Here is a 22,280-nt window from a genome sequence, read left to right as displayed (position 1 = left end):
TTCAATGGCACATGCGTTCGCGGCCAACGAGGCGAGGGCGGTCTACCGCGCCATCCACGAGCGGCGCGACATGCGCCACTTCGCGGGCGGGCAAGTCGAACCCGAGGTGCTGCGCCGGCTGCTCGATGCGGCGCACCATGCGCCAAGCGTCGGCTTCATGCAGCCGTGGCGCTTCATCCGTATTCGCGGCGAGGCACTGCGCCAGCAACTGCACCGTGTCGTCGAGCAAGAGCGCGTGCTGACCGCTCGGGCACTCGGCGAGCGCGAGGACGCGTTCATGCGCCTGAAGGTTCAGGGCCTGCTCGACGCGGCTGAGCTGCTGGCAGTGACGCTGGCCGACGGCCGCGAGAAGCACGTGTTCGGTCGCCGCACGTTGCCGCAGATGGACCTGGCCTCGGCCTCCTGCGCCATCCAGAACCTCTGGCTCGCGGCGCGCGCCGAGGGGCTGGGCATGGGGTGGGTGTCGCTGTTCGATCCGGCCGAGGTGTCGGTGCTGCTCGGCCTGCCTGAAGGCGCGGAGCCTATCGCCTTGCTGTGCCTGGGGCCCGTGCACAGCTTTTACGAAGAACCGATGCTGCAGCGCGAACGCTGGGCGAAGCGCGAACCGCTTTCGTCGCTGGTGTTCGACGAGGGCTGGGGCCGGCCTTCGGACCTTTTCGACCATCCGTCTTTCGTGGAGCCCACCTGATGCTGGCTTTCGACACCGTTCTCTTCGAGCTTGCGCGCCTGTTCCTCTGGCCGGTGACGCTGGGCGTGCTGCTGTCCTTCGTCTATGCCGTGTACTGCCTCGGCGCGTTCGGCATCGAGTACCTGCAGCGCCGCCGTGACCCCTCGCGCGCGCTGGTGCTGCAGGGCCATGCGCAGGCCAGCCAGGAGCAGATGGAGCTGGTCGTGCTCAAGCAGCTCGAAGGCGTACGCCTGTGCAGCCGTGTGGCGCCGATGCTGGGGCTGATCGCCACCATGATTCCGATGGGCCCCGCGCTCGTGGCCGTGGCCTCGGGCGAATCGCAGGGCGTGGCGCAGAGCCTGGCGCCCGCGTTCGCGAGCGTGATCGTCGCGCTGGCCTCGGCCTCGATCACCTTCGTGGTCTACACCGTGCGCCGCCGCTGGCTGATGCGTGAACTGGTGACGGTGCTCGACGCGCGGGACCGGCTGTCATGAGCCGTCGCCAGTTCTCCATTTTGAGCAGCCTGGACAGCGATGACGACGACCCGGTGCTCTCGACGATCAACCTGATCGACGTGTTCATGGTGGTGATCGGCATGCTGATGATCGCGGTCATCAACAACCCGATGAATCCCTTTGCGCAGGACAAGGTGACGATCATCCGCAACGAGGGCCAGCCGAACATGGAGATCGTCACGCGCGAGGGCCGCAAGATCACGCGCTTCAAGGCCAGCGGCGCGACGGGGCAGGGCGACGGCGAGAAGGCTGGCACTGCCTGGCGGTTGAAAGACGGCACGATGGTCTATGTGCCGGCGGATGCGGTTCCGGCGCAGGGCGGGAAGTGACGCGGTTTTTCTTCTTCTGGCTCTTGGTGGCGATGCTGGGGTTTTTTGCGCCGGCACAAGCGCAGCCTGCGGGGGCGCGCGTCGTTGTGCTGAGCACCTCGCTGGTTTCGCCGGCGCGGGTGGTTCGATTGGAGGCTGCCGCGCGTGAAGCCGGGCTGCCGTTGCAGGTGGTGTCGGCGTCGCAGGACTCGCCCGAAGCGCTGGCCGCTGCGCTGGAAGGCGCGCGTTTGCTCGTCATCGATGCACCGCACATCAGCGTCGCGCAAGCTGCCGCGGCGCGCTTCGGCGACACGATCTTGCGCAGCACTGCGCCGTATGTGCTGATCGGCGAGTTCGCGCTGGTGGCAAAGGGGCAGGCCGCTGCTGCCGCGCCGCTGGTGGCCGAGCGCGGCGTCGATGCCACATGGGCACAGCGGCTGCGCGAGTATTGGCGCTTCTCGGGCGCGGCCAATCTCGGCGCGGCGATGAAAGCCCTGGCACAGCCCGGCAAGCTCGACGGCCTGCCCGATCCCGTGCCACTGCCGCTGACCGGCCTCTATCACCCGGGCTGGCCCCGCATCGAGGCCGACATCGCGGCCATCGAGCGGTTGCCCGGCAGCAGCGGCACGGTCGCCATCGCCATCAACAGCGCCACCGTGACGAGCGACGACACCGGCTGGCTCGACACGCTGATCGCCTCGCTCGAACGGCGCGGCTTGCGCGCCTATGCCTTCTACGGCCCGCGCCAGCAGAAAGACCTGTTCTTCCGCATGACGCATGCCGGCGATCGGCGCGTGGTCGATGCGATCGTCAATGCCTCGCTCGTCTTCAGCCCGAACGAGCGCAAGGCCGAGCTTGAGCGCATCGGCGTGCCGGTGCTGCAGACGCTGCCCTCGCTGGCCATGGACGCCACGCAATGGGCGCAAAGCAAAGACGGCCTCTCGCAAACCGACATCGCTGCCTACTACAGCCCGAGCGAGCTGGCCGGCATGACCGACCCGATGCTCGTGAGCGCGCGCGATGCGGCGGCCGGCACGCTGCAGCCGCTGCCCGCGCAGATCGATGCGGTGGCCGACAAGGCGGCCGCATTGCTGCGCCTGCAACGCACGCCCGCCGCGGACCGCCGTGTGGCGATGCTGGTCTACAACTACCCACCGGGCGAAGCCAACTTCGGCGCATCGTTCCTCAACGTGCCGCGCAGCGTGAGCAGCATGCTCGCGGCAATGAAGTCCGCCGGCTACCGCACCGACCTGCCGGGCGCCGACGCGCTCATCGCGCAGGTACAGGCGACGATGACGGCCTACTACCCGGCCGGGCAGGGCGACGAACTGCAGTCGCTGCTCGACAAGGGCCTGGCCGATGCGATGCCGCTGTCGCGGTACCTCGCGTGGTTCCGGTCGCTGCCGGTGGAAACGCAGCGCCGCATCGAAAGCTACTGGGGCCCGCCCGAGAAGTCGACCATGCTGCGCCCCGTCGCGGGTGAGCAAGCCTTCGTGATTCCGCGCGTGCAGTTCGGCAACGTTGTCGTGTTGCGCCAGCCGCCGCGCTTCGAGCCTGGCACGCAGGTGGCGAGCAAGGCTGAGCAGGTGTACCACCGCTCGGCTATTCCGCTGAGCCACGGCTACCTGGCTACCTACCTCTGGCTGCGCACGCAGTTCGGTGCGAGCGCGGTGGTGCACGTGGGCACGCACGGCACGGTCGAATGGTCTGCGGGCAAGGAGCGCGGCCTGTCGGTGCAGGACGACCCATTGCTCGCGCTCGGCGATCTGCCGAACGTCTACCCGTACATCATGGACAACCTCGGCGAGGCCACCACCGCCAAGCGCCGCGGCCGCGCGACCATGGTGAGCCATTCGACGCCGATGTTCGCGCCCGCCGGCTTTCGTCCCGGCGTGCAGGCCATGCACGAGCGCATGCACGACTGGGAGACGCTGTCGCCCGGCCCGGTGAAAACGGCGATGGAAAAGCAGCTGACGGCCGAGTTCGTGGAGCAGCACTACGACCGCGACCTGAATTGGACGCCCGCTCGGATTCGCGCAGACTTTGCTGGCTTCATCGCGGTGCTGCATCCGTACCTCGACGAACTCGCGCAGACCGCGCAGCCGCTGGGCCTGGCGACCTTCGGGCAGGCGCCCGATGCGCAGCGCCGGCGCATGACGATCCTGCAGATTCTCGGCAGGCCTTTGGTCGAAGCGCTTGGCGAAGACATCGACGAGGCCTTTCTGATCGATGCGAAGAGCGTTGCCGGCTCGCGGCCCGCGCGCTGGGTCGAACTCGCGCTCAGCGATGCGCAGGCGGCAAGTGCCGTGGGCAAGACCCCGGCCGAACAGCGGAGCCTGCTGTCGCTGGCCGAACGCGCGCAGAAGCTCGACGCGGTGCTTGCCCACAACGAAGAAATCGAAGGCCTGCTGACAGCCCTCGACGGCCGTTACCTGAAGTCGAGTTACGGCGGCGATCCGGTGCGCAACCCTGACAGCCTGCCGACCGGCCGCAATCTCTACGGATTCGACCCGAGCCGCGTGCCGACGCGCGCGGCCTGGGATACGGGCGTTGCCGCGATGGACGCCTGGATCGCCGAACAAGCGAAGACCCATACCGGCAAGGCGCCGGAAAAGATCGCCTTCACGCTCTGGGCCGGCGAGGCCTCGCGTCACCAGGGCGTGCTTGAAAGCCAGGCCTTCTACGCCATGGGCGTGAAGCCGCGCTGGGACGAAGGCGGGCGCATGACGGGCATCGAGGTGATTCCAGCGTCGGCGTTGAAGCGGCCGCGCATGGACGTGCTGATCAGCGTCACTGGCTCTTACCGCGACCAGTTTCCCAATGTGATGCGCTGGCTCGACGAGGCGGTGCAGCAGGTAGCTGCCTTGCGAGAGCCCGGCAACGCCGTCGCGCAGCACAGCGAGGCGATGGCGCGCAAGCTGCGTTCGGAAGGTGCATCGGTGCAAGAGGCGCAACGCTGGTCGACAGCGCGCGTGTTCTCGAACGAGCAGGGCAGCTACGGCGCCGGGCTCGAGGAAGCCGCGCTCGCCAGCGATGCGTGGAAAAACCAGCAACGCGGCGGCGGCGACGCGCAGATGGCGCAGCTCTACATGGACCGCATGGGTCACGCCTACGGCAAGGGCCTCGACGGCTCGGCACGGCCGGGCGCCTACGCGGGCAATCTCATGCAGGTCGATGCGGCGCTGATGGCGCGCAGCTCCAACCTGTACGGCGTGCTGACTAACGACGACCCGTTCCAGTACCTCGGCGGAATCGCACAGGCCGTGCGCCAGCTCACGGGCAAGGACCCGGCGCTGTACGTGCAGAACCTGCGCGACGGCAGTGCGGTGCGTACCGACACCGCAGCAGGCGCCATCGCACGCGAGATGCAGACCCGCTACCTGCATCCGCAGTGGATCGAAGCGCAGAAGGCCGAGGGCTACAGTGGCACGCTGCAGGTGCTGAAGACCGCGCAATTTCTCTGGGGCTGGCAGGTCACGGCGCCGCAGGCCGTGCGGCAGGACCAATGGCAGTCGCTGCACGATGTGTATGTGCGCGACAAGTACAAGCTGGGCACGCGCGAATGGTTGGAAGGCGACAACCGGGCTGCCTTCGCGCAGACGCTGGAGCGCATGCTCGACGCGGTGCGGCTGAATTACTGGAAGCCGGATGGCGCCACGCGGCGCGAACTGGCACGGGCCTATGCGGAAGCGGTGCGTGCGACCGGACTGCGCGAGCGGAATGCGGGTGTGCAGCGGTTCGCGCAGGCAGAGCTGTCGCCGCCTGCGCCTTCGCACCAGCCGCGCTCACCGGTCGAACCCGTGGTTGCGGCAGCGCCTGCGCCGGCTCCCACCCCGGCAGCCGAGCCGGCGCCGGACGGCCCCCAGCCCGTCAGCGGCCTCAAGCTCGAACCGACGCCCGCTGACGCGCCATCGCCCAAGGCCGAAGCCATCGTCCTTCGGCTCTGGGTGGCGTTGGGGGCCGCGTTACTTGTTGCGCTTGGTGCCCTGATGCAGTGGCGCCGGGGCAGGGCGACTGCCTGATTCGCGAGAATGGCGGCTCTCATGCTCCTCCAGAATCTCGAGTACGCCATCGCTGTAGCCGCCGCGCTGTGGATCGCGCTGGCCATCGACCGCTGGCTGGGTGAGCCGCTTGCGGCGTTGCATCCCGTCGTGTGGATGGGGAGTTACCTCGGGCTCGGTTCGCGTATCGCGCCGCCTGCGTACCCAGCGAAGTCGGTAGATCTGCCGATGTTCTTCATTGGCGCGTTGGTGTGGTGCGTGGGGGCCGTGTGCGTCTGGGGCGTCGCCTTTGCCTTGCAGACGCTCATGGTGCTGTCGCTGCCTGCGTGGGCCGTGGCGCTGTTGCTGGGCCTGCTGCTGAAGCCGCTCTTTGCCTGGCGCATGCTGCGCGATGAAGTACTTGCGGTCGAGGCCGCGCTGGCTGTTTCGCTCGATGCCGGCCGCAAGCAATTGGCGCGTCTGGTGAGTCGCGACGTTTCCCAGCTCAGCGAGCGCGAAGTGCGCGAGAGCGCCATCGAATCGCTCGCGGAAAACCTCAACGACTCGCTCGTGGCCCCGGTGTTCTGGTTCGTGCTGCTCGGCCTGCCGGGTGCGGCGCTCTACCGTTTTGCCAACACCGCCGACGCGATGTGGGGCTACCGCGGCGAGCGCAACGGCCGTGATTGGACCTGGCTCGGCAAATGGGCCGCGCGCGCGGACGACGTGCTCTCGTGGGTACCGGCGCGCATCACTGTGGGGCTGCTGGCGCTGGCGGCATGGCGCTGGCCTGCGGGGCTGTCCGAAGAGGCGCGCCGCACGCCGTCGCCCAACAGCGGTTGGCCGATGGCGGCAATGGCGCTGCTGCTGGGCGTGCGGCTTGCGAAGCCGGGTGTGTATGCGCTGAACGCCGAGGGGCGTGCGCCTTCCGCGTTGGACATGCAACGCACCGCGCAACTGGGTGGCCGGGCCGCGTTGGCGGCGGGTGTGTTCGCGTCGCTGGCCATCGTGGCGACAGCCGGCTGGAGGTGGGTATGAGCACGGTGGTGCACGGCGGCCCCGATGCGGCTGGCGTAGCGCCGCACGACTTCTCTACCAATGGCAATGCTGTGGGCTCGTGCCCGGCCGTGCTGCCGGCGTTGCGCACTGCCGATGCCGCGCACTATCCGGACCCGCACTACACGGCGCTGCGAGGCCGCCTGGCGGCCTTTCACGGCGTGGCGGCCGAACGCATCGTGATCGCGGCGAGTGCGAGCGAATTCATTCACCGCATCAGCGCTGCGGTGGCGCAAGGTGGCGGCAAGCAGGTCTGGCTGCCGGCGCACAGCTATGGCGACTACGAGCGCGCGGCGCTGGCCTGGGGTTTGCAGGCGGTGCGCGCGCCGCAGGCGCATGCCGATGTCGCGCTGCGCTGGTGCTGCGAGCCGTCGAGCCCGCTGGGGCAGCCGCAAGCCGATCTGCCGTTGCAGGCCGCGAGCAGCCATGGCGCATGCGTGCTCGACCTGGCCTATGAGCCGCTGCGCCTCGAAGGCCGGCCATCGCTCGACGCTGCGCAACGGCACCGCATCTGGCAGCTGTGGACACCGAACAAGGCCATGGGCCTGACCGGCATCCGCGCCGCCTATGCAATCGCGCCCGAGGATGTCGATGCGCTTTTCATGCAACGCATCGAGCGGCTGGCCTCGTCATGGCCGCTGGGCACGCATGGCGTGGCGCTGCTCGACGCCTGGGCCGGCGACGAGGCGCAACGCTGGCTCGCACAAAGCCTGCAGACTCTGAAAGCCTGGAAGGTCCAGCAACGCGCGATGTGCGAATCGCTCGGCTGGCAATGCCTTCCGAGCGATGCCAACTTCTTCTGCGCACGCACCGACCGGCCGTATCCCGACGTGGCCGCAGCGCTGCGCGCCGAAGGCATCAAGCTGCGCGACTGCGCCTCCTTCGGCCTGCCCGGCCATGTGCGCCTTGGCGTGCTGCAGCCCGCCAGCCAGCAGGCGTTGAAAGAGGCCTGGACAAACGCGTCCTGAACACATACACCCGCATCCACAAGAAAAATGCTCTACGCCATCACCACGCTCTTTCTCTGCCAACTGGCCGGCGAACTGCTCGTGCAGTGGCTCGGCCTGCCTATTCCCGGTCCGCTGATCGGCATGGTGCTGCTGTTCATCGGGCTACTGGTGCGCGGCGGCGTGCCGCAGGTGCTGAGCGACACCTCGGGCCATTTGCTGCGCAACCTGATGCTGCTGTTCATCCCGGCCGTGACCGGCGTGATGCTGCATTTCGAGCGGGTGGGGCGCGAGTGGCTGCCGTTTCTTGCGGCGGGCATCGTCGGCGCGGCCTTCACCATGACGGTCACGGCGCTCACGTTCCGCTGGATGATCCGCCTCACTGGCAAGGACGCGCAATGACCGCGCCGGCCAGGCTTTCGGAAATCTGGGTCTTCCTCGCGCAGTCGCCGCTGCTGTGGCTGTCGCTCACGCTGCTGGCCTATCTTGGCGCGCTGTGGCTGCACACCCGCAGCGGGCGCAACCTGGTGGTCAACCCGGTGCTGATTTCGGTGATCGTCATCGTCGGCGTGCTGCTGCTCACGCGTACGCCCTATGACACGTATTTCGAAGGCGCGAAGTTCGTGCACTTCCTGATCGGCCCCGCCACCGTGGCACTGGCGGTGCCGCTGCACAGCCAGGTCGGCCGGCTGAGGCGGCTGTGGCTGCCCATCGGCGTGGCGCTGCTCGTGGGTTCGGTCGCGGCCATCGTGTCGGCCATCGGCATTGCGTGGGTGCTGGGCGGCTCGCACGAGCTGATGATGTCGCTCGCGCCCAAGTCGGCCACCATGCCCATCGCGATGGGCGTGGCCGAGAAGATCGGCGGGCTGCCGTCGCTGGCGGCTGTGGCGGCGGCCGTTGCCGGCATCTCGGGCGCGATCATGGCGACCGGGCTGCTGAACCTGCTGCGCATCAAGGAGCCCGCGGTTCGCGGCTTCGCGGTTGGCATGGCTGCGCACGGCATCGGCACGGCGCGGGCCATTCAGGTGAATGAGACGGCGGGTGCGTTCTCCGCGCTGGCCATGGGGCTGAACGGCATCGCGACTGCGCTGCTGGTGCCGTTGATCGTCAGGCTGATGGGAGCCTGAACCGATGCTCAAGGCGGCCGTCACCCCCAAGACCCAGCCGATGAAGCTGGTCTGGCCCGCCAAGGCCTACCTGCCCAGCTATGTGTCGGCCCTGAACCGGGGCTGGGCGCGCGACGAGACGCGTCCCGAATCGGGCTCCGAGGAGCGCGCCGCCATCAAGGCCAATGCAGACCGCTTCCTTGCCAGCCTGGTGGACCGCGAGGCCAAGGGCGGGCGCATCGTCATGCCCGACGGCTCCAAGGTGCGGCGCCTGCCTGGCTACAAGTGCTGGATGTGGGACGGCGAGTTCTGCGGCAGCATCGACCTGCGCTGGCAGCCCGGCACCGACGCCTTGCCGCTCTACTGCCTAGGCCATATCGGCTACAACGTCGTGCCGTGGAAGCAGCGCAAGGGCTATGCGACGCGTGCGCTCGGCGCCATGCTGACGCTGGCCGCGGGCGAGGGGCTGAACCGCGTCGAGATCACGACCAGCCCGGACAACTTCGCGTCGCAGAAAGTGATAGCGGCCAATGGCGGCGTGCTGATCGAAACCTTCATCACCCTGCCGAGCCAGGGCAGCCTCACCAAGTTTCGCTACCGCATCGATCTCTGAAGGAAATTGCGCATGGCTCACTACACCGCTGAAATCCTCTGGCTGCGCGGCGAACAGGACTTTCTAGGCAACACCTACAGCAGACGGCATTCGCTGCGCTTCGACGGCGGCGCGGAAGTGGCGGGCTCGTCGTCACCGCACGTGGTGCCGCTGCCGATGTCCGATGCGTTGGCGGTCGATCCGGAAGAGATGTTCGTCGCGTCGCTCTCGAACTGCCACATGCTGTGGTTCCTCACCATGGCCGTGAAGCGCAAGTTCGTCGTCGACCGCTACTTTGACGCGGCCACCGGCGTGATGGAGAAGAACGCCGAGGGAAAGATGGCGATGACGGTGGTCACGCTGCGGCCGGAGGTGACGTTCTCCGGCGAGAGCGTTCCGACGCGCGAGCAGATCGAGCAGATGCACCACCGGGCGCATGAAGAGTGCTTCATCGCCAATTCGGTGAAGACCGAAGTGCGCTGCGAGCCGGTGTACTGACGCGCTCGTCGCCTGGGCCACCCGCGCGGGCCGATTCAGCGGCGCTGCAGCCGCGGGTTCTTGGCGAACAGTTCGGCCGCCCAATCAACGAAGGCCCGCACCTTGGCGCTCAGGTGCCGGTTGGGCGGGTACACCACGTGAATGGGCAGCGGATCGCGACTCCAGTCCGGCAGCACCTCGACCAGCTCGCCGCTTTCCAGCAGTGGCTCAGCCATGAAGGTGATGCACTGCGAAATGCCGAAGCCACCGAGCACCGCCGTGATGTGCGCATTGCTCTCGTTGACCGACACGCGGTAGTGCCCGTTGAGCTCGATGTGCTCGTCGCCCTTCTTGAACTCGTGCGGGTACACGCGGCGCGTGGTGCCCGAGAAATAGCTCACCACCACGTGGCGCTTCTCGATGTCGTTCGGGTGCTGCGGCACGCCATAGCGTTTGATGTACGCCGGCGACGCCACGGTGACGAAGTGCAGGGTGCCGATGCGCCGTGCCACCAGCGACTGGTCGCTGAGGTCGCCCGCGCGGATCACGCAGTCGACGTTGTCGCTGATCAGGTCGACGGTGCGGTCGCTCACGCCCAGGTCGACCTGGATGTCGGGGTAGCGGTCGCAGAAGGTGGCCAGCGCGGGCAGGATGATCTGCCTGGCCACCGAGGTGCCTATGTCGATGCGCAGCCGCCCCGTGGGGTTGGCCTGCGCATTCGTCATGCTGGCTTCCATGTCGTCGAAGTCGTTGAGCAGGCGCGCGGCGCGCTCGTAGTAGGCCGCGCCGTCGGGCGTGACGGTGACGCGGCGCGTGGTGCGGTTGAGCAGCTTCACGCGCAGGCGCGATTCGAGCGCCTGAATCTGTTTGGTGACCGTGCCTTTGGGCAGGGCGAGCGAGTCTGCCGCCCGGGTGAAGGTGCCGGCTTCCACGACGCGGACAAAGATCCGCATTGCCTGGATTTGATCCATCGAATGCCTGTTGTTGGTGCCCGGCCCACACCGGGGGGAGCGGATTCTCACACAAGGCGCCAAACCCTTGCGAAGCGCCGCGATTGTTGTCGGTTTGGAAACAGAGTAGGGGCGGCTTGCCTGTTTAACGTCACACTGGGCGACTTATATTTCAACCATCGCCCAATTCCCTGAGGTCGCCCATGTCACCCGTTCCATCGTCCCGTTCTGCCGAAGCCGCCGCCCGTGCGGCAGCGCAAGGCGTGGAAGCCGATCTGTCGATCGAGCTGCCCGGCCGCGAACCGGTCGGTGCCCGTGTGTACGGCCAGCGCGCCAAGGGTGACGTTGCGCCGCTGGTGCTCCACTTCCACGGTGGCACCTTCGTCTGCGGCGACCTCGACAACGGCCGCAATGTGGCCCGGCTGCTGGCCGGGGCGGGTGCGGTGGTGGTGTCGCTGGCTTACCCGCTGGCGCCCCAGTCGCCGTTTCCGGAGCCGATCGAGGTGGGCTATGCCGCCCTCGAATGGCTCTACAAGCAGCGCACCAAGCTCGGCGGCAAGGGTGCGCAGGTGTACCTGGCCGGCGAAGAAGCCGGTGGCAACCTGGCAGCTGCGGTGGCACTCATCGCTCGCGACCGGGCACATCCGCCGGTGGCAGGCCAGATCCTGCTGTCGCCCATGCTCGACCCGTGCGCCGGTACCGCCTCGCTGCGCAACGCCACCAGCGACGAGCCCGAGTGCCGTTGGGCCAGCGGCTGGGAGAAGTACCTGAGCTGCCCATCGAATGCCACGCACCCCTATGCGGTGCCGAGCGGTTCGCTGCGGCTGTCGTCACTGGCGCCCGCGCTGGTGCTGGTGGGTGCGGACGACGCCATGCGCGACGAGGCGCTGACCTTCGCGGGCCGCCTGCGTGCCGCCGGCATCGAGGTTACGAGCAGCGTGCTGCCCAGCGCCTCGAACTGGCCCAAGGCGCTGTACGACACCGAGAACACGGGTTGCGTGGCCTGTGAGGCGACGGTGCAGCAGCACTTCCGCGAGTTCTTCAGCGCGACCACACCGCCGACCACCGTGCCCACGGGTGCGGCGCCCAACCACCCCAGCTAGCTCCCGGCCAGCCACGGCTGCCTGATCGACACGCTGCCAGCGCGGCAGCGTGCGAGGGCCCTCTTTTTCCTGAATTCCGCCTCCTGGTGCCAAAAGCGCCGGGGTGGCCTGTTGCATCCCCAAAGTCATCGAGAAGGACGAACCATCATGTCGAACAACGAGAAAAAGCTGTCTTCCGTAGCCCGCAAGGGCCTGTGGCCCGCCGTGACCGGCATTACCGCACTGCTGGCGGTGGCCGCCGCGGTGGTGGGCATGTACAGCTTCAAAGCCGAAGCCAACAACGCCCCGGCCGCGCCGCAAGCCACGCCGGTTTCTGTCGCCACCGTGGCGTCGAGCGAGATCAATGCCTGGGACGAGTTCTCGGGCCGGCTCGAAGCCGTCGAGCGCGTCGATGTGCGCTCCCGCGTCGCGGGCGCCGTGCAGTCGCTGCACTTCCGCGAAGGCGCGCTGGTGAAGCAGGGTGAGTTGCTGGTCACCATCGACCCCGCACCGTACGCGGCCGAGGTCGAGCGCGCCGAAGCGCAGGTGGCATCCGCGCAGGCCCGCCAGTCGTTCAGCCGCAGCGAGCAGGAGCGTGCCAAGCGCCTGTGGGACGACAAGGCCATTGCCCAGCGCGAATACGACGAGCGTGTGAACGCCGGCCGCGAAGCCGATGCCAACCTGCGTGCGGCGCAAGCCTCGCTGCAGTCGGCGCGCCTGAACCTGGGCTACACCCAGGTGCGGGCTCCGGTGTCGGGCCGCATCGGCAGGATCGAGGTGACGGTGGGCAACCTGGTGGCGGCCGGTCCGGGCGCTCCGGTGCTGACCACGCTGGTGTCGGTGAGCCCGATCTATGCGAGCTTCGATGCTGACGAACAGGTCATCACCCGTGCGCTGAAAGACCTGCCGAGCGGCTCCAGCGCTCGCGGCCAGATCGAAAGCATTCCCGTGCAGATGGGCACCGCCGGCCTCGAAGGCACGCCCTTCACCGGCAAGCTGCAGCTGATCGACAACCAGGTCGACGCCCGCAGCGGCACCGTGCGTGTGCGTGCCTCGTTCGACAACAAGGACGGCGCGCTCATTCCCGGCCAGTTCGCCCGTATCCGCATGGGCCAGGCTCGCAACGACACCGCACTGCTGGTGAGCGAACGCGCCATCGGCACCGACCAGAACAAGAAGTTCGTGATGGTCGTGGGTGAAGACAGCAAGGCCACTTACCGCGAAGTGACGCTGGGCACTTCCATCAACGGCCTGCGTGTCGTGAGCAAGGGCCTGAAGGCGGGCGACCGCGTCATCGTCAACGGCCTGCAGCACATCCGCCCGGGTGCGCTGGTGGCGCCGCAGCAAGTGACCATGGACGCCAAGGCGGACCCCAAGCAACAACAACCGGAACGCGTGGCCGAGGCCGCGAAGTCCTGATTTCGGAGGAGGGCGCACCCGCGCCCACCGGAGAACCATCATGAATCTCTCAAAATTCTTCATCGACCGGCCGATCTTTGCCGGCGTGCTGTCGCTACTGATGCTGATAGCCGGCCTGATCGCGCTGCGCGGGTTGCCGATCTCGGAGTACCCGGAAGTCGCGCCACCTTCGGTGGTGGTGCGCGCCACGTACCCCGGCGCCAACCCGAAGGTGATTGCCGAAACCGTTGCCACACCGATCGAAGAGCAGATCAACGGCGTCGAGGGCATGCTCTACATGGGCAGCCAGGCAACCACCGACGGCGTGCTGACGCTCACCGTCACGTTCCGCCTCGGCACCGATCCCGACAAGGCACAACAACTCGTGCAGAACCGCGTCTCGCAAGCCGAGCCGCGCCTGCCTGAGGAAGTGCGCCGGCTTGGCATCACGACCGTCAAGAGCGCGCCTGACCTGACGATGGTGGTCCACCTCGTCTCGCCGAACAATCGCTACGACATCAACTACCTGCGCAACTACGCGGTGCTGAACGTGAAGGACCCGCTCGCGCGCATCGAAGGCGTGGGCCAGGTCCAGATCTTCGGCGGCGGCGACTACTCGATGCGCGTGTGGCTCGACCCGCAGAAGGTCGCGCAGCGCGGCCTCTCGGCCAGCGACGTGGTGGCCGCCATCCGTGGTCAGAACGTGCAGGCCGCGGCCGGCGTGGTCGGCGCTTCGCCGGGCCTGTCGGGCGTGGACATGCAGCTGTCGATCAATGCGCAAGGGCGCCTGCAGAGCGAGGAAGAGTTCGGCGACATCATCGTCAAGAGCGGCACCGACGGCGCCGTGACCCGTCTGCGCGACATCGGCCGCCTCGAAATGGGCGCCGCCGACTACTCGCTGCGTTCGCTGCTGAACAACGACCCGGCCGTCGGCATGGGTGTGTTCCAGGCGCCGGGCTCCAACGCGCTCGACATCTCGTCGAACGTGCGCAAGACGATGGCCGAGCTCAACAAGAACATGCCCGAGGGCCTGGAATACCGCATTGCCTACGACCCGACGCAGTTCGTGCGCGCATCGATCGAGTCGGTGATCCACACGCTGCTCGAAGCCATCATGCTGGTGGTGCTGGTCGTGATCCTGTTCCTGCAGACGTGGCGCGCCTCCATCATTCCGCTGCTGGCCGTGCCGGTGTCGGTGATCGGTACCTTCGCGGTGCTGCACATCCTCGGTTTCTCGATCAACGCGCTGAGCCTGTTCGGGCTGGTGCTGGCCATCGGCATCGTGGTGGACGACGCCATCGTGGTGGTGGAGAACGTCGAGCGCAATATCGAGGCCGGGCTCACGCCGCGTGAAGCAACGTACCGTGCGATGCGCGAAGTGTCGGGCCCCATCATCGCGATCGCGCTGGTGCTGGTGGCAGTGTTCGTGCCGCTGGCTTTCATCAGCGGCCTCACGGGCCAGTTCTACCGCCAGTTCGCAGTGACGATTGCGATCTCGACGGTGATCTCTGCGATCAACTCGCTCACGCTGTCGCCCGCGCTCGCTGCCTTGCTGCTGCGCGGCCACGACGCCCCCAAGGACACGCTGACGAGCGGCATGGACAAGGCCTTCGGCTGGCTGTTCCGCGGCTTCAACAAGCTGTTCCATCGCGGCTCCGAGGCCTACAGCGGCGGCGTGAAGCGCGTGATCTCGCGCAAGGCGCTGATGCTGGCGATCTACGTCGCGCTCATTGCCGTGACCTTCGGCCTCTTCAAGGCGGTGCCCGGCGGCTTCGTGCCGGCGCAGGACAAGCAGTACCTGATCGGTTTTGCCCAACTGCCCGACGGCGCCACGCTCGACCGCACGGAAGAGGTGATCACCCGCATGGGCGACATCATGAAGAAGAACCCGAACGTGGAAGACGCCATCGCCTTCCCGGGCCTGTCGATCAACGGCTTCACCAACAGCTCGAACTCGGGCATCGTGTTTGCCACGCTCAAGCCCTTCGACCAGCGCAAGCGCCCTGACCAGAGCGGCGGCGCGGTGGCTGGCCAGCTCAATGGTGCCTTCGCGGGCATCCAGGACGCCTTCATCGTGATGTTCCCGCCGCCGCCGGTGGCGGGCCTGGGCACCACGGGCGGCTTCAAGCTGCAGCTGGAAGACCGTGCCTCGGTTGGCTACGACCAGATGGACCAGGCAGTGAAGGCCTTCATGGCCAAGGCACAGCAAGCGCCCGAACTGGCCGGCATGTTCACGAGCTGGCAGGTCAACGTGCCGCAGCTGTATGCCGACATCGACCGTACCAAGGCTCGCCAGCTCGGCGTGCCGGTGACGGACATCTTCGACACCATGCAGATCTACCTCGGCAGCCTGTATGCGAACGACTTCAACAAGTTCGGCCGCACGTACAGCGTGCGAGTGCAGGCCGATGCGCCTTACCGCGCCCGTGCCGAAGACGTGGGCCTGCTGAAGGTGCGTTCGACCTCGGGTGAGATGGTGCCGCTGGCCGCGCTGATGAAGGTGAATTCGACCTTCGGCCCGGAACGCGCCATGCGCTACAACGGCTACCTGGCTGCCGACATCAACGGCGGCCCGGCACCGGGCTACTCGTCGGGCCAGGCGCAGGACGCGATCACCAAGATTGCGGCCGAGACGCTGCCCAAGGGCGTGAGCTTCGAGTGGACCGAGCTGACGTACCAGGAAATTTTGGCCGGCAACTCCGCCTTCCTGGTGTTCCCGCTGGCCATCTTGCTGGTGTTCCTGGTGCTGGCCGCTCAGTACGAAAGCCTGACGCTGCCGATCGCGATCATCCTGATCGTGCCCATGGGCATCATGGCCGCGATGGCGGGCGTATGGATATCGGGGGGGGACAACAACGTCTTCACGCAGATCGGGTTGATCGTGCTGGTGGGGCTGAGTGCGAAGAACGCGATTCTTATCGTGGAGTTCGCACGGGAGCTTGAGTTCGCCGGCCGCACACCGATACAGGCCGCCATCGAAGCCAGCCGCCTGCGCCTGCGCCCGATTCTGATGACCTCGCTGGCCTTCGTGATGGGCGTGCTGCCCCTGGTGCTGTCGACCGGCGCGGGCTCGGAGATGCGCAAGGCCATGGGCGTGGCGGTGTTCGCCGGGATGATCGGCGTGACGGCCTTCGGCCTGTTCCTGACGCCGGTGTTCTACGTGCTGCTGCGCCGCCTGGCGGGCAACCGGCCGCTCAAGCTGCATGGCGAAGTGCCGCATGGCGACGACTTCGTGTCGGCCGAGCATCCGGCGACGCCAGCATCGCAAGGTCCGCACGGTGGTTCGGGCGGTGGTGGCCTGCACCCGGTGCCTGCATCGCCGCGTCCCTCACATGACGACTGATCAATAAGAAAGAGAAAGCTCATCATGAAATTCTCAGTTCAACCGCTGGTGAAGCCTCTTCGTAGCGCCTTGCTGCCGCTGATGGCTGCCCTGGTGCTGGCCGGCTGTGCCACCGTGCCTTCGGGCCTGCCCGAGATCACGACCACGGCGCAGTTCAAGGAACAAGGGCCGACGCCGCCCGCCGGCTTCACGCGCGCCGTGCCTTCCGAGGCACAGGCACGCGGCGCCTGGTGGCTGGCGTTCAACGACCCGACGCTGAATGCGCTGGTCGAGAAGGCCGACGTCAGCAACAACAACATTCAGGCCGCGGCCGCGAGACTGGCCGAGGCCCGCGCGCTGGCGCGCAGCGCCAACGCCGACCGCCTGCCGCAGATCGGCCTGAGCGCCGGTGCCAATCGCGGCGCCGGCCTGGACAAGGCCACGGCCAGCACCACGCCGGCCACGATGACCAACATCGGTGCCACGTTCTCGTACGAAGTCGACCTGTTCGGCCGCCTCTCGGGCGCCAGCAACGCGGCCAAGCTCGACGCGACCGGCCGCGAGGCGCTGCTGCAAAGCACCCGGCTCGCGGTGCAGGCCGAAGTGGCGCAGACCTACCTGCAGCTGCGCGCGCTCGATGCCGAACGTGCGCTGGTGCGCGAGCAGGTCGAGGCCTACCGCGACACGCTGCGCCTGTCGCAGCGCCGCGAACAGGCCGGCGACATCGCCGAGCTCGACGTGGCGCGCGTGCAGACCGAGGTGTCGTCGACCGAATCGGACGCGCTTGCGCTCGACCGTCAGCGCGCCCAGGTGGAGCATGCGCTCGCGGTGCTGGTGGGCGATTCGGCTTCGAGCTTCGGCCTGCGCAGCGACGAGTGGTCGACCGCCTTGCCGTCGATCCCGCCGGGCGTGCCGGCCAAGGTGCTCACGCGCCGGCCCGACGTGTCAGCGGCGCAGAACGCGGTGCTTGCCGCGCAGGCCCGTGTCGGCGTGGCACAGGCCGCGTGGTTCCCGGACATCTCGCTGACCGGCGCCGCCGGCTACGCCTCGCCCGAAGTCGGCGACCTCTTCAAGTGGTCGGCGCGTTCGTGGGGCGTGGGCGCGCTGCTGTCGCTGCCGATCTTCGACGGCGGCCGCCGCGAGGCCGGTGTGCAGGGCGCCAATGCCCAGCTCGACGGCGCTCTGGCCAGCTACCGCACGCAGGTGCTGGTCGCCTTCCAGGAGGTCGAAGACCAGTTGGCCGCCATCCGCATCCTGCAGGAGCAATCGGTGGTGCAGGCGCAGGCCGTGACCTCGGCCCAGCGCGCCACCAGCCTGTCGGACACGCGCTATCGCAACGGCTACATCAGCCAGCTCGACCTGCTCGACGCACGTCGCAGCGAACTGCGCAACCGGCGGCAGGCGCTGCAGGTGAAGTCGGCGCAGTACCAGGCGGCCGTGGGGCTGATTCGCGCCATCGGTGGCGGCTGGGAAGCTCCGGCGCCCGTGGCGGCTGCCGGCGCACAGACCAAGGTGGCCGCGCGCTGAACGACGACGGCACGGAATCGAAATTGACAGCCTGAACGCCGCAAGGCGGTCTTTGCGCCGTCGTGGGTTCAGTCGGTTCTGCCGGCTGAATTCGCGGCGGCGCTTATTTTTTGCAGCTCCGCCGCGCCCATAGCCAGGGCGCTGGAATAGCTGGCCTGCGGTCTGGCCGCCGTCCGGTAGACCCGGTAGTCGAGAGTCTCGGAGGCTTCGTCGCCATGACGGGCTTCGAGCAGGTTCCAGAAGAACTGGCCCGGTTCGCGTTCCTCGACGGTGAGTGCCAAATCGTTCAAGGCTGGCATGGGTCCCTGGGGTGCAGTGCGATGTGTGATGTCGGGTGTACGCAAGAACGGGACTGTTGGATTCACCGGATGCGTTTGCAACGCCTCAGGTGTGAAAAATGTCTCATTTCGTCGGTCTGGTTCTGTCTCGCTCGGTCTTTTTCGGGCCGGCGCGGTGCTCAACGACAATCCGCCGATGAGTTCAAAGGCGAAAAGCGGGCCGGCGCGGTGCGTCATGGTTCTGGGCACCACCAGCGGCGCCGGCAAGAGCTGGCTGGCCACGGCGCTGTGCCGCTGGTATGCGCGGCAAGGCCTGAAAGTGGCGCCCTTCAAGGCGCAGAACATGAGCAACAACGCTCGCGTGGTCGATGGCGGCGAAATCGGCAGCGCTCAGTATTTCCAGGCCCTGGCCGCGAATGCGCTGCCCGACGTGCGCATGAACCCGCTGCTGCTCAAGCCCGAGCGCGACACCCACAGCCAGGTGGTGCTGATGGGGCAGGTGAGCGAAGAGCTTTCGGCCTTGCCCTGGCGCGGCCGCAGCGAGCGCGTCTGGCCGCAGATTGCGCAGGCACTCGATGAACTGCGCGACGAGAACGACGTGGTCGTGATCGAAGGCGCTGGCTCGCCGGCCGAAATCAACCTGATGGCCAGCGACATCGTCAACATGCGCATCGCCCGGCATGCCCAGGCGCGCTGCCTGCTGGCGACTGACATCGACCGTGGCGGCGCTTTCGCCCATTTGTACGGCACCTGGGCGCTGCTGCCCGAGGCCGACCGCGCGTTGCTGCGCGGCTTCGTGCTCAACAAGTTCCGTGGCGATGCCTCGTTGCTCGCGCCCGCGCCGCAGCAACTGCAAGAGCTGACTGGCGTGCCCACCGTGGCCACGCTGCCGATGTGGTGGCAGCACGGCCTGCCCGAGGAAGACGGCGTGTTCGACGACCGCAGCCGCGCCAGCGGCACCGTCACCCGCACGGTGGCGGTGGTGGCATATCCGCGCATCAGCAACCTCGACGAATTCCAGGCGCTGAAGAACGTGCCGGGCGTGCGGCTGGTCTGGGCCCGCACGCCGGCCGACGTGGCGGGCGCCGACTGGATCGTGCTGCCCGGCTCCAAGCACACCAGCGGCGACCTGGCCTGGCTGCGCGCGCAGGGGCTGGACCGCGCCGTGGCCGCGCACGCCGAACGCGGCGGCGCGGTGCTGGGCATCTGCGGCGGGCTGCAGATGCTGGGCGAGGCGCTGGTCGATCCGCACGGCATCGACGGCAATGCGCCGGGGCTGGGCCTGCTGCCGCTGGTGACGGTGTTCGCGCGCGAGAAGACGGTGCAGCATCGCGCCGCGATCTTCGGCGAGCTGACCGGCACTTGGGGCCCACTGTCGGGCGTGCCAGTTGCCGGCTACGAAATTCATCACGGCCAGACCGCCGCGCACCCGCAGATGGCGCAAGACGGCCACGCGGTGATGCCCGACGGGCTGGCCTGGCAGAACGCGCGCGGCAACGTGCTCGGCATCTACCTTCACGGCCTGTTCGAAGACCCCGGCACGCTGCATGCATTGTTCGGCGCCTCCGTGCCCACGCTGGACGCTACCTTCGACGGCCTGGCCGATTTCATCGACACCCATTTCGACGCCGGCGTACTCGCCGGACTGATTGCATGACCGAGACCATCCCCACCATTTCCGACATCACTGACGCCTCGCTCGCAGTCCGCCTGCACAGCGCAATCGACAACAAGACCAAGCCGCTCGGCGCGCTGGGCCGGCTCGAAGCACTGGCCTTGCGCATCGGCAGCATCCTGGGCACCGAGAACCCTGTGCTCGAAGCGCCGCAGATGCTGGTCTGCGCGGGCGACCACGGGCTGGCTGCGCGCGGCGTCTCGGCGTTTCCGAGCGACGTGACATGGCAGATGGTCGAGAACTTCCTCGCCGGCGGCGCGGCCGTGAGCGTGCTCGCGCGCCAGCACGGGCTGGCGCTGACGGTGGTCGATTGCGGCGTGCGGCGCGACTTCCAGCCCCGCCCGGGGCTGGTGTCGCGCCGCATTGCCGAGGGCACGGCCGACGCTTCTACGAGCCCGGCCATGACGGGCACTCAATGCGCACAGGCCATCGTCAACGGGCGCGAGGTGGTGCGTGCGCTGCCGGGCAATGCGTTGCTGCTTGGCGAAATGGGCATCGGCAACAGCTCGTCTGCTGCGCTGCTGCTGTCCCGACTGGGCGGGCTGGACATCGACGTCTGCATTGGCGTCGGCACGGGCCTCGACGCGGCGGGGCTGGCGCGCAAGCGCGAGGTGCTGCGGCAGGTGCTTGCGTTGCACGCGGGGGCGACGGCGCCGCTGGACGCGCTGGCGGCTTTCGGCGGTTTCGAGATCGCCACGCTGGTCGGTGCCGTGCTGCAGGCGGCCGAAGAGCGGCGCGTGATCGTGGTGGATGGCTTCATCGCCAGCGCAGCGGTGCTGGTGGCACAGGCGCTGCAGCCCTGCGTGGTGCAGCGCTGCGTGGCCGCGCACTGTTCTGCCGAGCCCGGGCATCTGCTGCTGCTGGAGCGGCTGGGGCTGGACCCGCTGCTGAACCTCGAACTGCGCCTGGGCGAAGGCTCGGGTGGTGCGCTGGCCTGGCCGCTGCTCGAATCGGCCTGCCGCATCCTGCGCGAGATGGCGAGCTTCGAGTCGGCCGGCGTGTCGCGCAAGGACACCTGAAGCGGATGAACGGCATTCGCCACTTCCTGCTCGCGCTGCAGTTCTTCACGCGCGTGCCGGTGACGGGACCGCTGGCCGCATGGGTCGGCTTCAGCCCGCAGATGCTGCGAGCGAGTGCGGCCCATCTGCCCGGCATCGGATGGCTGGTGGGTGGGGTGGCGGCGCTGGTGTTCATGGGCGTAGGCATGGGGCTGCCCGGCGTCGCTGGCGCGCTGGCCGCCGCCTTGCTGAGCACCGTCGCCACGGTGATGCTGACAGGCGCCTTCCATGAAGACGGACTGGCCGACGTGGCCGATGGCTTGGGCGGTTCGGCTGACCGGGACCGGGCGCTGGAGATCATGAAGGACTCGCGCATCGGCGCCTTCGGTGCGATTGCGCTGGTGCTGGCGCTGGGCCTGAAGTGCGCGCTGCTCGCCGTGCTGGCCGGGCGCGGCCTGCAGGCGGTGGCCATTGCCATCGTCGGCGCGCATGTGCTGTCGCGGCTGATGCCGCTGTTCCTGATCCGCTGGCTGCCCTATGTGGGCGACAGCGGGGCGAGCAAGGCCAAGCCGCTGGCGGATGCGATCAGCGGTGGAGCGCTGGTGACTGCGCTGGTGTGGACGGTTCCGGCGGTGGCGCTGCTGCTGTGTGCGCATGACGCGGCGCACGTTGGGGCGGCCGTGCTTGCGGCCGTTCTTGCCGCGGGCTGGATGGCGAGGCTGTTTCTTCGGCGGCTGCAAGGCTTCACCGGCGATGGCCTGGGCGCGACGCAGCAAGTCTGCGAGCTGGCGATCTACCTCGCGCTGGCGTGGCGTGCATGAGCACGAGCCGAAACCTCTGGCTCCAGCGCCATGCGCCCGTGGTGGCCGAGGCTGGCCTTTGCTACGGCGCCACGGACCTCGAAGCCCATGCGGACGCCACGCTCGCCGCCGCGCAGCGCATCGCGCCTTTGCTGCCTGCGGACATCACGTTGATCAGCTCGCCGCTGCGGCGCTGCGCCGGACTGGCCGATGCCATCGCTGCATTGCGGCCCGATCTCCGGGTGCAGCACGACGCCCGGCTCGCCGAAATGAACTTCGGCGGCTGGGAAGGGCGGCCGTGGTCCGCCATTCCGCGCGAGGACTTCGAGGCCTGGACCGGTAACTTCGCCGACGCGCCCGCGGGCGGCCATGGCGAAAGCGTGCGCGCCTTCATGCAGCGCGTGGCCGCCGCGTACGACGAATGGCTGCTGAGCGAGGGCGACGCGCTGTGGGTCACGCACGCTGGCGTGCTGCGCGCGATGACGCTGCTGCACCGGGGTGTGCGCTGTCCCGCAGCTGCTGCCGATTGGCCTGCCGGCGAGATTGCATTCGGCAGCTGGCTGACTTTCGACAATTCGCCCGTCATCTGACAGGCGACCTGGTCA

At 68.0% G+C, this 22,280-nt stretch carries 20 protein-coding genes; 18 read left to right on the top strand and 2 right to left on the bottom strand.

Annotated features, from left to right (window positions below; all coding sequences use genetic code 11):
• Nucleotides 1-4 precede the first annotated feature (4 nt).
• The 10 genes from bluB to ACSFCA_RS01535 are packed head-to-tail and all read left to right on the top strand — an operon-like array spanning nucleotide 5 to nucleotide 9,666.
• On the top strand, nucleotides 5-688 hold the full coding sequence (gene bluB, locus ACSFCA_RS01580) for a 5,6-dimethylbenzimidazole synthase (protein ID WP_435458391.1): 684 nt from the start codon (nucleotides 5-7) through the stop codon (nucleotides 686-688).
• Nucleotides 688-1,161 carry a MotA/TolQ/ExbB proton channel family protein gene (locus ACSFCA_RS01575; RefSeq protein ID WP_435458390.1) on the top strand — a complete coding sequence of 158 codons (474 nt, stop codon included), beginning with the start codon at nucleotides 688-690 and terminating at the stop codon, nucleotides 1,159-1,161. Before bluB ends, ACSFCA_RS01575 begins: the two co-directional genes overlap by 1 nt.
• Entirely contained in the window at nucleotides 1,158-1,511 is a 354-nt protein-coding gene (locus ACSFCA_RS01570) for a DUF2149 domain-containing protein (protein ID WP_093073817.1), read from the top strand. Before ACSFCA_RS01575 ends, ACSFCA_RS01570 begins: the two co-directional genes overlap by 4 nt.
• Nucleotides 1,508-5,512 (top strand): cobaltochelatase subunit CobN, encoded by a 4,005-nt coding sequence (gene cobN / locus ACSFCA_RS01565; RefSeq protein ID WP_435458389.1) that lies wholly within the window; start codon nucleotides 1,508-1,510, stop codon nucleotides 5,510-5,512. Before ACSFCA_RS01570 ends, cobN begins: the two co-directional genes overlap by 4 nt.
• Before the next feature lie 21 nt (nucleotides 5,513-5,533).
• A complete protein-coding gene (gene cbiB / locus ACSFCA_RS01560; RefSeq protein ID WP_435458388.1) occupies nucleotides 5,534-6,505 on the top strand; it encodes an adenosylcobinamide-phosphate synthase CbiB in 972 nt (323 codons plus the stop codon).
• Entirely contained in the window at nucleotides 6,502-7,491 is a 990-nt protein-coding gene (locus ACSFCA_RS01555; RefSeq protein WP_435458387.1) for an aminotransferase class I/II-fold pyridoxal phosphate-dependent enzyme, read from the top strand. The genes cbiB and ACSFCA_RS01555 overlap by 4 nt, the downstream gene beginning before the upstream one ends.
• Before the next feature lie 27 nt (nucleotides 7,492-7,518).
• Nucleotides 7,519-7,872, top strand: a complete 354-nt coding sequence (locus ACSFCA_RS01550; protein ID WP_258354451.1) for a CidA/LrgA family protein — start codon at nucleotides 7,519-7,521, stop codon at nucleotides 7,870-7,872.
• Nucleotides 7,869-8,597, top strand: a complete 729-nt coding sequence (locus tag ACSFCA_RS01545) for an LrgB family protein (protein WP_435458386.1) — start codon at nucleotides 7,869-7,871, stop codon at nucleotides 8,595-8,597. The genes ACSFCA_RS01550 and ACSFCA_RS01545 overlap by 4 nt, the downstream gene beginning before the upstream one ends.
• A 4-nt stretch (nucleotides 8,598-8,601) precedes the next feature.
• Nucleotides 8,602-9,189, top strand: coding sequence for a GNAT family N-acetyltransferase (locus tag ACSFCA_RS01540; RefSeq protein WP_258354453.1), 588 nt, complete (start codon nucleotides 8,602-8,604; stop codon nucleotides 9,187-9,189).
• A gap of 12 nt (nucleotides 9,190-9,201) precedes the next feature.
• Nucleotides 9,202-9,666, top strand: a complete 465-nt coding sequence (locus ACSFCA_RS01535; protein ID WP_435458385.1) for an OsmC family protein — start codon at nucleotides 9,202-9,204, stop codon at nucleotides 9,664-9,666.
• A 35-nt stretch (nucleotides 9,667-9,701) separates the two neighbouring features.
• Here the strand turns inward: ACSFCA_RS01535 and ACSFCA_RS01530 are convergent, their stop codons facing one another.
• Nucleotides 9,702-10,616, bottom strand: a complete 915-nt coding sequence (locus ACSFCA_RS01530; protein WP_093056509.1) for a LysR family transcriptional regulator — start codon at nucleotides 10,614-10,616, stop codon at nucleotides 9,702-9,704.
• A 182-nt stretch (nucleotides 10,617-10,798) separates the two neighbouring features.
• On the opposite strand from ACSFCA_RS01530, the gene ACSFCA_RS01525 reads away from it, so the two are divergent.
• The 4 genes from ACSFCA_RS01525 to ACSFCA_RS01510 all read left to right on the top strand — a co-directional run bounded on the left by ACSFCA_RS01525 (nucleotide 10,799) and on the right by ACSFCA_RS01510 (nucleotide 17,924).
• A complete protein-coding gene (locus ACSFCA_RS01525) occupies nucleotides 10,799-11,698 on the top strand; it encodes an alpha/beta hydrolase (RefSeq protein ID WP_258354455.1) in 900 nt (299 codons plus the stop codon).
• A 147-nt stretch (nucleotides 11,699-11,845) separates the two neighbouring features.
• Nucleotides 11,846-13,096, top strand: a complete 1,251-nt coding sequence (locus ACSFCA_RS01520) for an efflux RND transporter periplasmic adaptor subunit (protein WP_435458384.1) — start codon at nucleotides 11,846-11,848, stop codon at nucleotides 13,094-13,096.
• Between the two features lie 40 nt (nucleotides 13,097-13,136).
• Nucleotides 13,137-16,418, top strand: coding sequence for an efflux RND transporter permease subunit (locus tag ACSFCA_RS01515; RefSeq protein ID WP_435458383.1), 3,282 nt, complete (start codon nucleotides 13,137-13,139; stop codon nucleotides 16,416-16,418).
• Nucleotides 16,419-16,442: 24 nt separating this feature from the next.
• Nucleotides 16,443-17,924: an efflux transporter outer membrane subunit gene (locus ACSFCA_RS01510; RefSeq protein ID WP_435458382.1), complete on the top strand. Its 1,482-nt coding sequence runs from the start codon at nucleotides 16,443-16,445 to the stop codon at nucleotides 17,922-17,924.
• Nucleotides 17,925-17,992: 68 nt separating this feature from the next.
• Here the strand turns inward: ACSFCA_RS01510 and ACSFCA_RS01505 are convergent, their stop codons facing one another.
• A complete protein-coding gene (locus ACSFCA_RS01505) occupies nucleotides 17,993-18,439 on the bottom strand; it encodes a hypothetical protein (protein ID WP_435458664.1) in 447 nt (148 codons plus the stop codon).
• On the opposite strand from ACSFCA_RS01505, the gene ACSFCA_RS01500 reads away from it, so the two are divergent.
• Genes ACSFCA_RS01500 through ACSFCA_RS01485 form a run of 4 tightly spaced genes read left to right on the top strand, consistent with a single transcriptional unit; the run spans nucleotide 18,399 to nucleotide 22,265 of the window.
• Nucleotides 18,399-19,859, top strand: a complete 1,461-nt coding sequence (locus ACSFCA_RS01500) for a cobyric acid synthase (protein ID WP_435458381.1) — start codon at nucleotides 18,399-18,401, stop codon at nucleotides 19,857-19,859. The two genes, ACSFCA_RS01505 and ACSFCA_RS01500, sit on opposite strands and share 41 nt — an antisense overlap.
• Nucleotides 19,856-20,896: a nicotinate-nucleotide--dimethylbenzimidazole phosphoribosyltransferase gene (gene cobT / locus ACSFCA_RS01495; RefSeq protein WP_435458380.1), complete on the top strand. Its 1,041-nt coding sequence runs from the start codon at nucleotides 19,856-19,858 to the stop codon at nucleotides 20,894-20,896. Before ACSFCA_RS01500 ends, cobT begins: the two co-directional genes overlap by 4 nt.
• 5 nt (nucleotides 20,897-20,901) lie before the next feature.
• Nucleotides 20,902-21,696, top strand: coding sequence for an adenosylcobinamide-GDP ribazoletransferase (locus tag ACSFCA_RS01490; protein WP_435458379.1), 795 nt, complete (start codon nucleotides 20,902-20,904; stop codon nucleotides 21,694-21,696).
• Nucleotides 21,693-22,265 carry a histidine phosphatase family protein gene (locus tag ACSFCA_RS01485; protein ID WP_435458378.1) on the top strand — a complete coding sequence of 191 codons (573 nt, stop codon included), beginning with the start codon at nucleotides 21,693-21,695 and terminating at the stop codon, nucleotides 22,263-22,265. The genes ACSFCA_RS01490 and ACSFCA_RS01485 overlap by 4 nt, the downstream gene beginning before the upstream one ends.
• The last annotated feature ends 15 nt before the right edge of the window (nucleotides 22,266-22,280 follow it).

Origin of the sequence: Variovorax multivorans, assembly GCF_051216835.1 — a bacterium.
Classification (GTDB): domain Bacteria; phylum Pseudomonadota; class Gammaproteobacteria; order Burkholderiales; family Burkholderiaceae_C; genus Variovorax.
The sequence above is the reverse complement of the archived record's forward strand: the minus strand, read 5'-3'. Positions and strand labels throughout refer to the sequence as shown.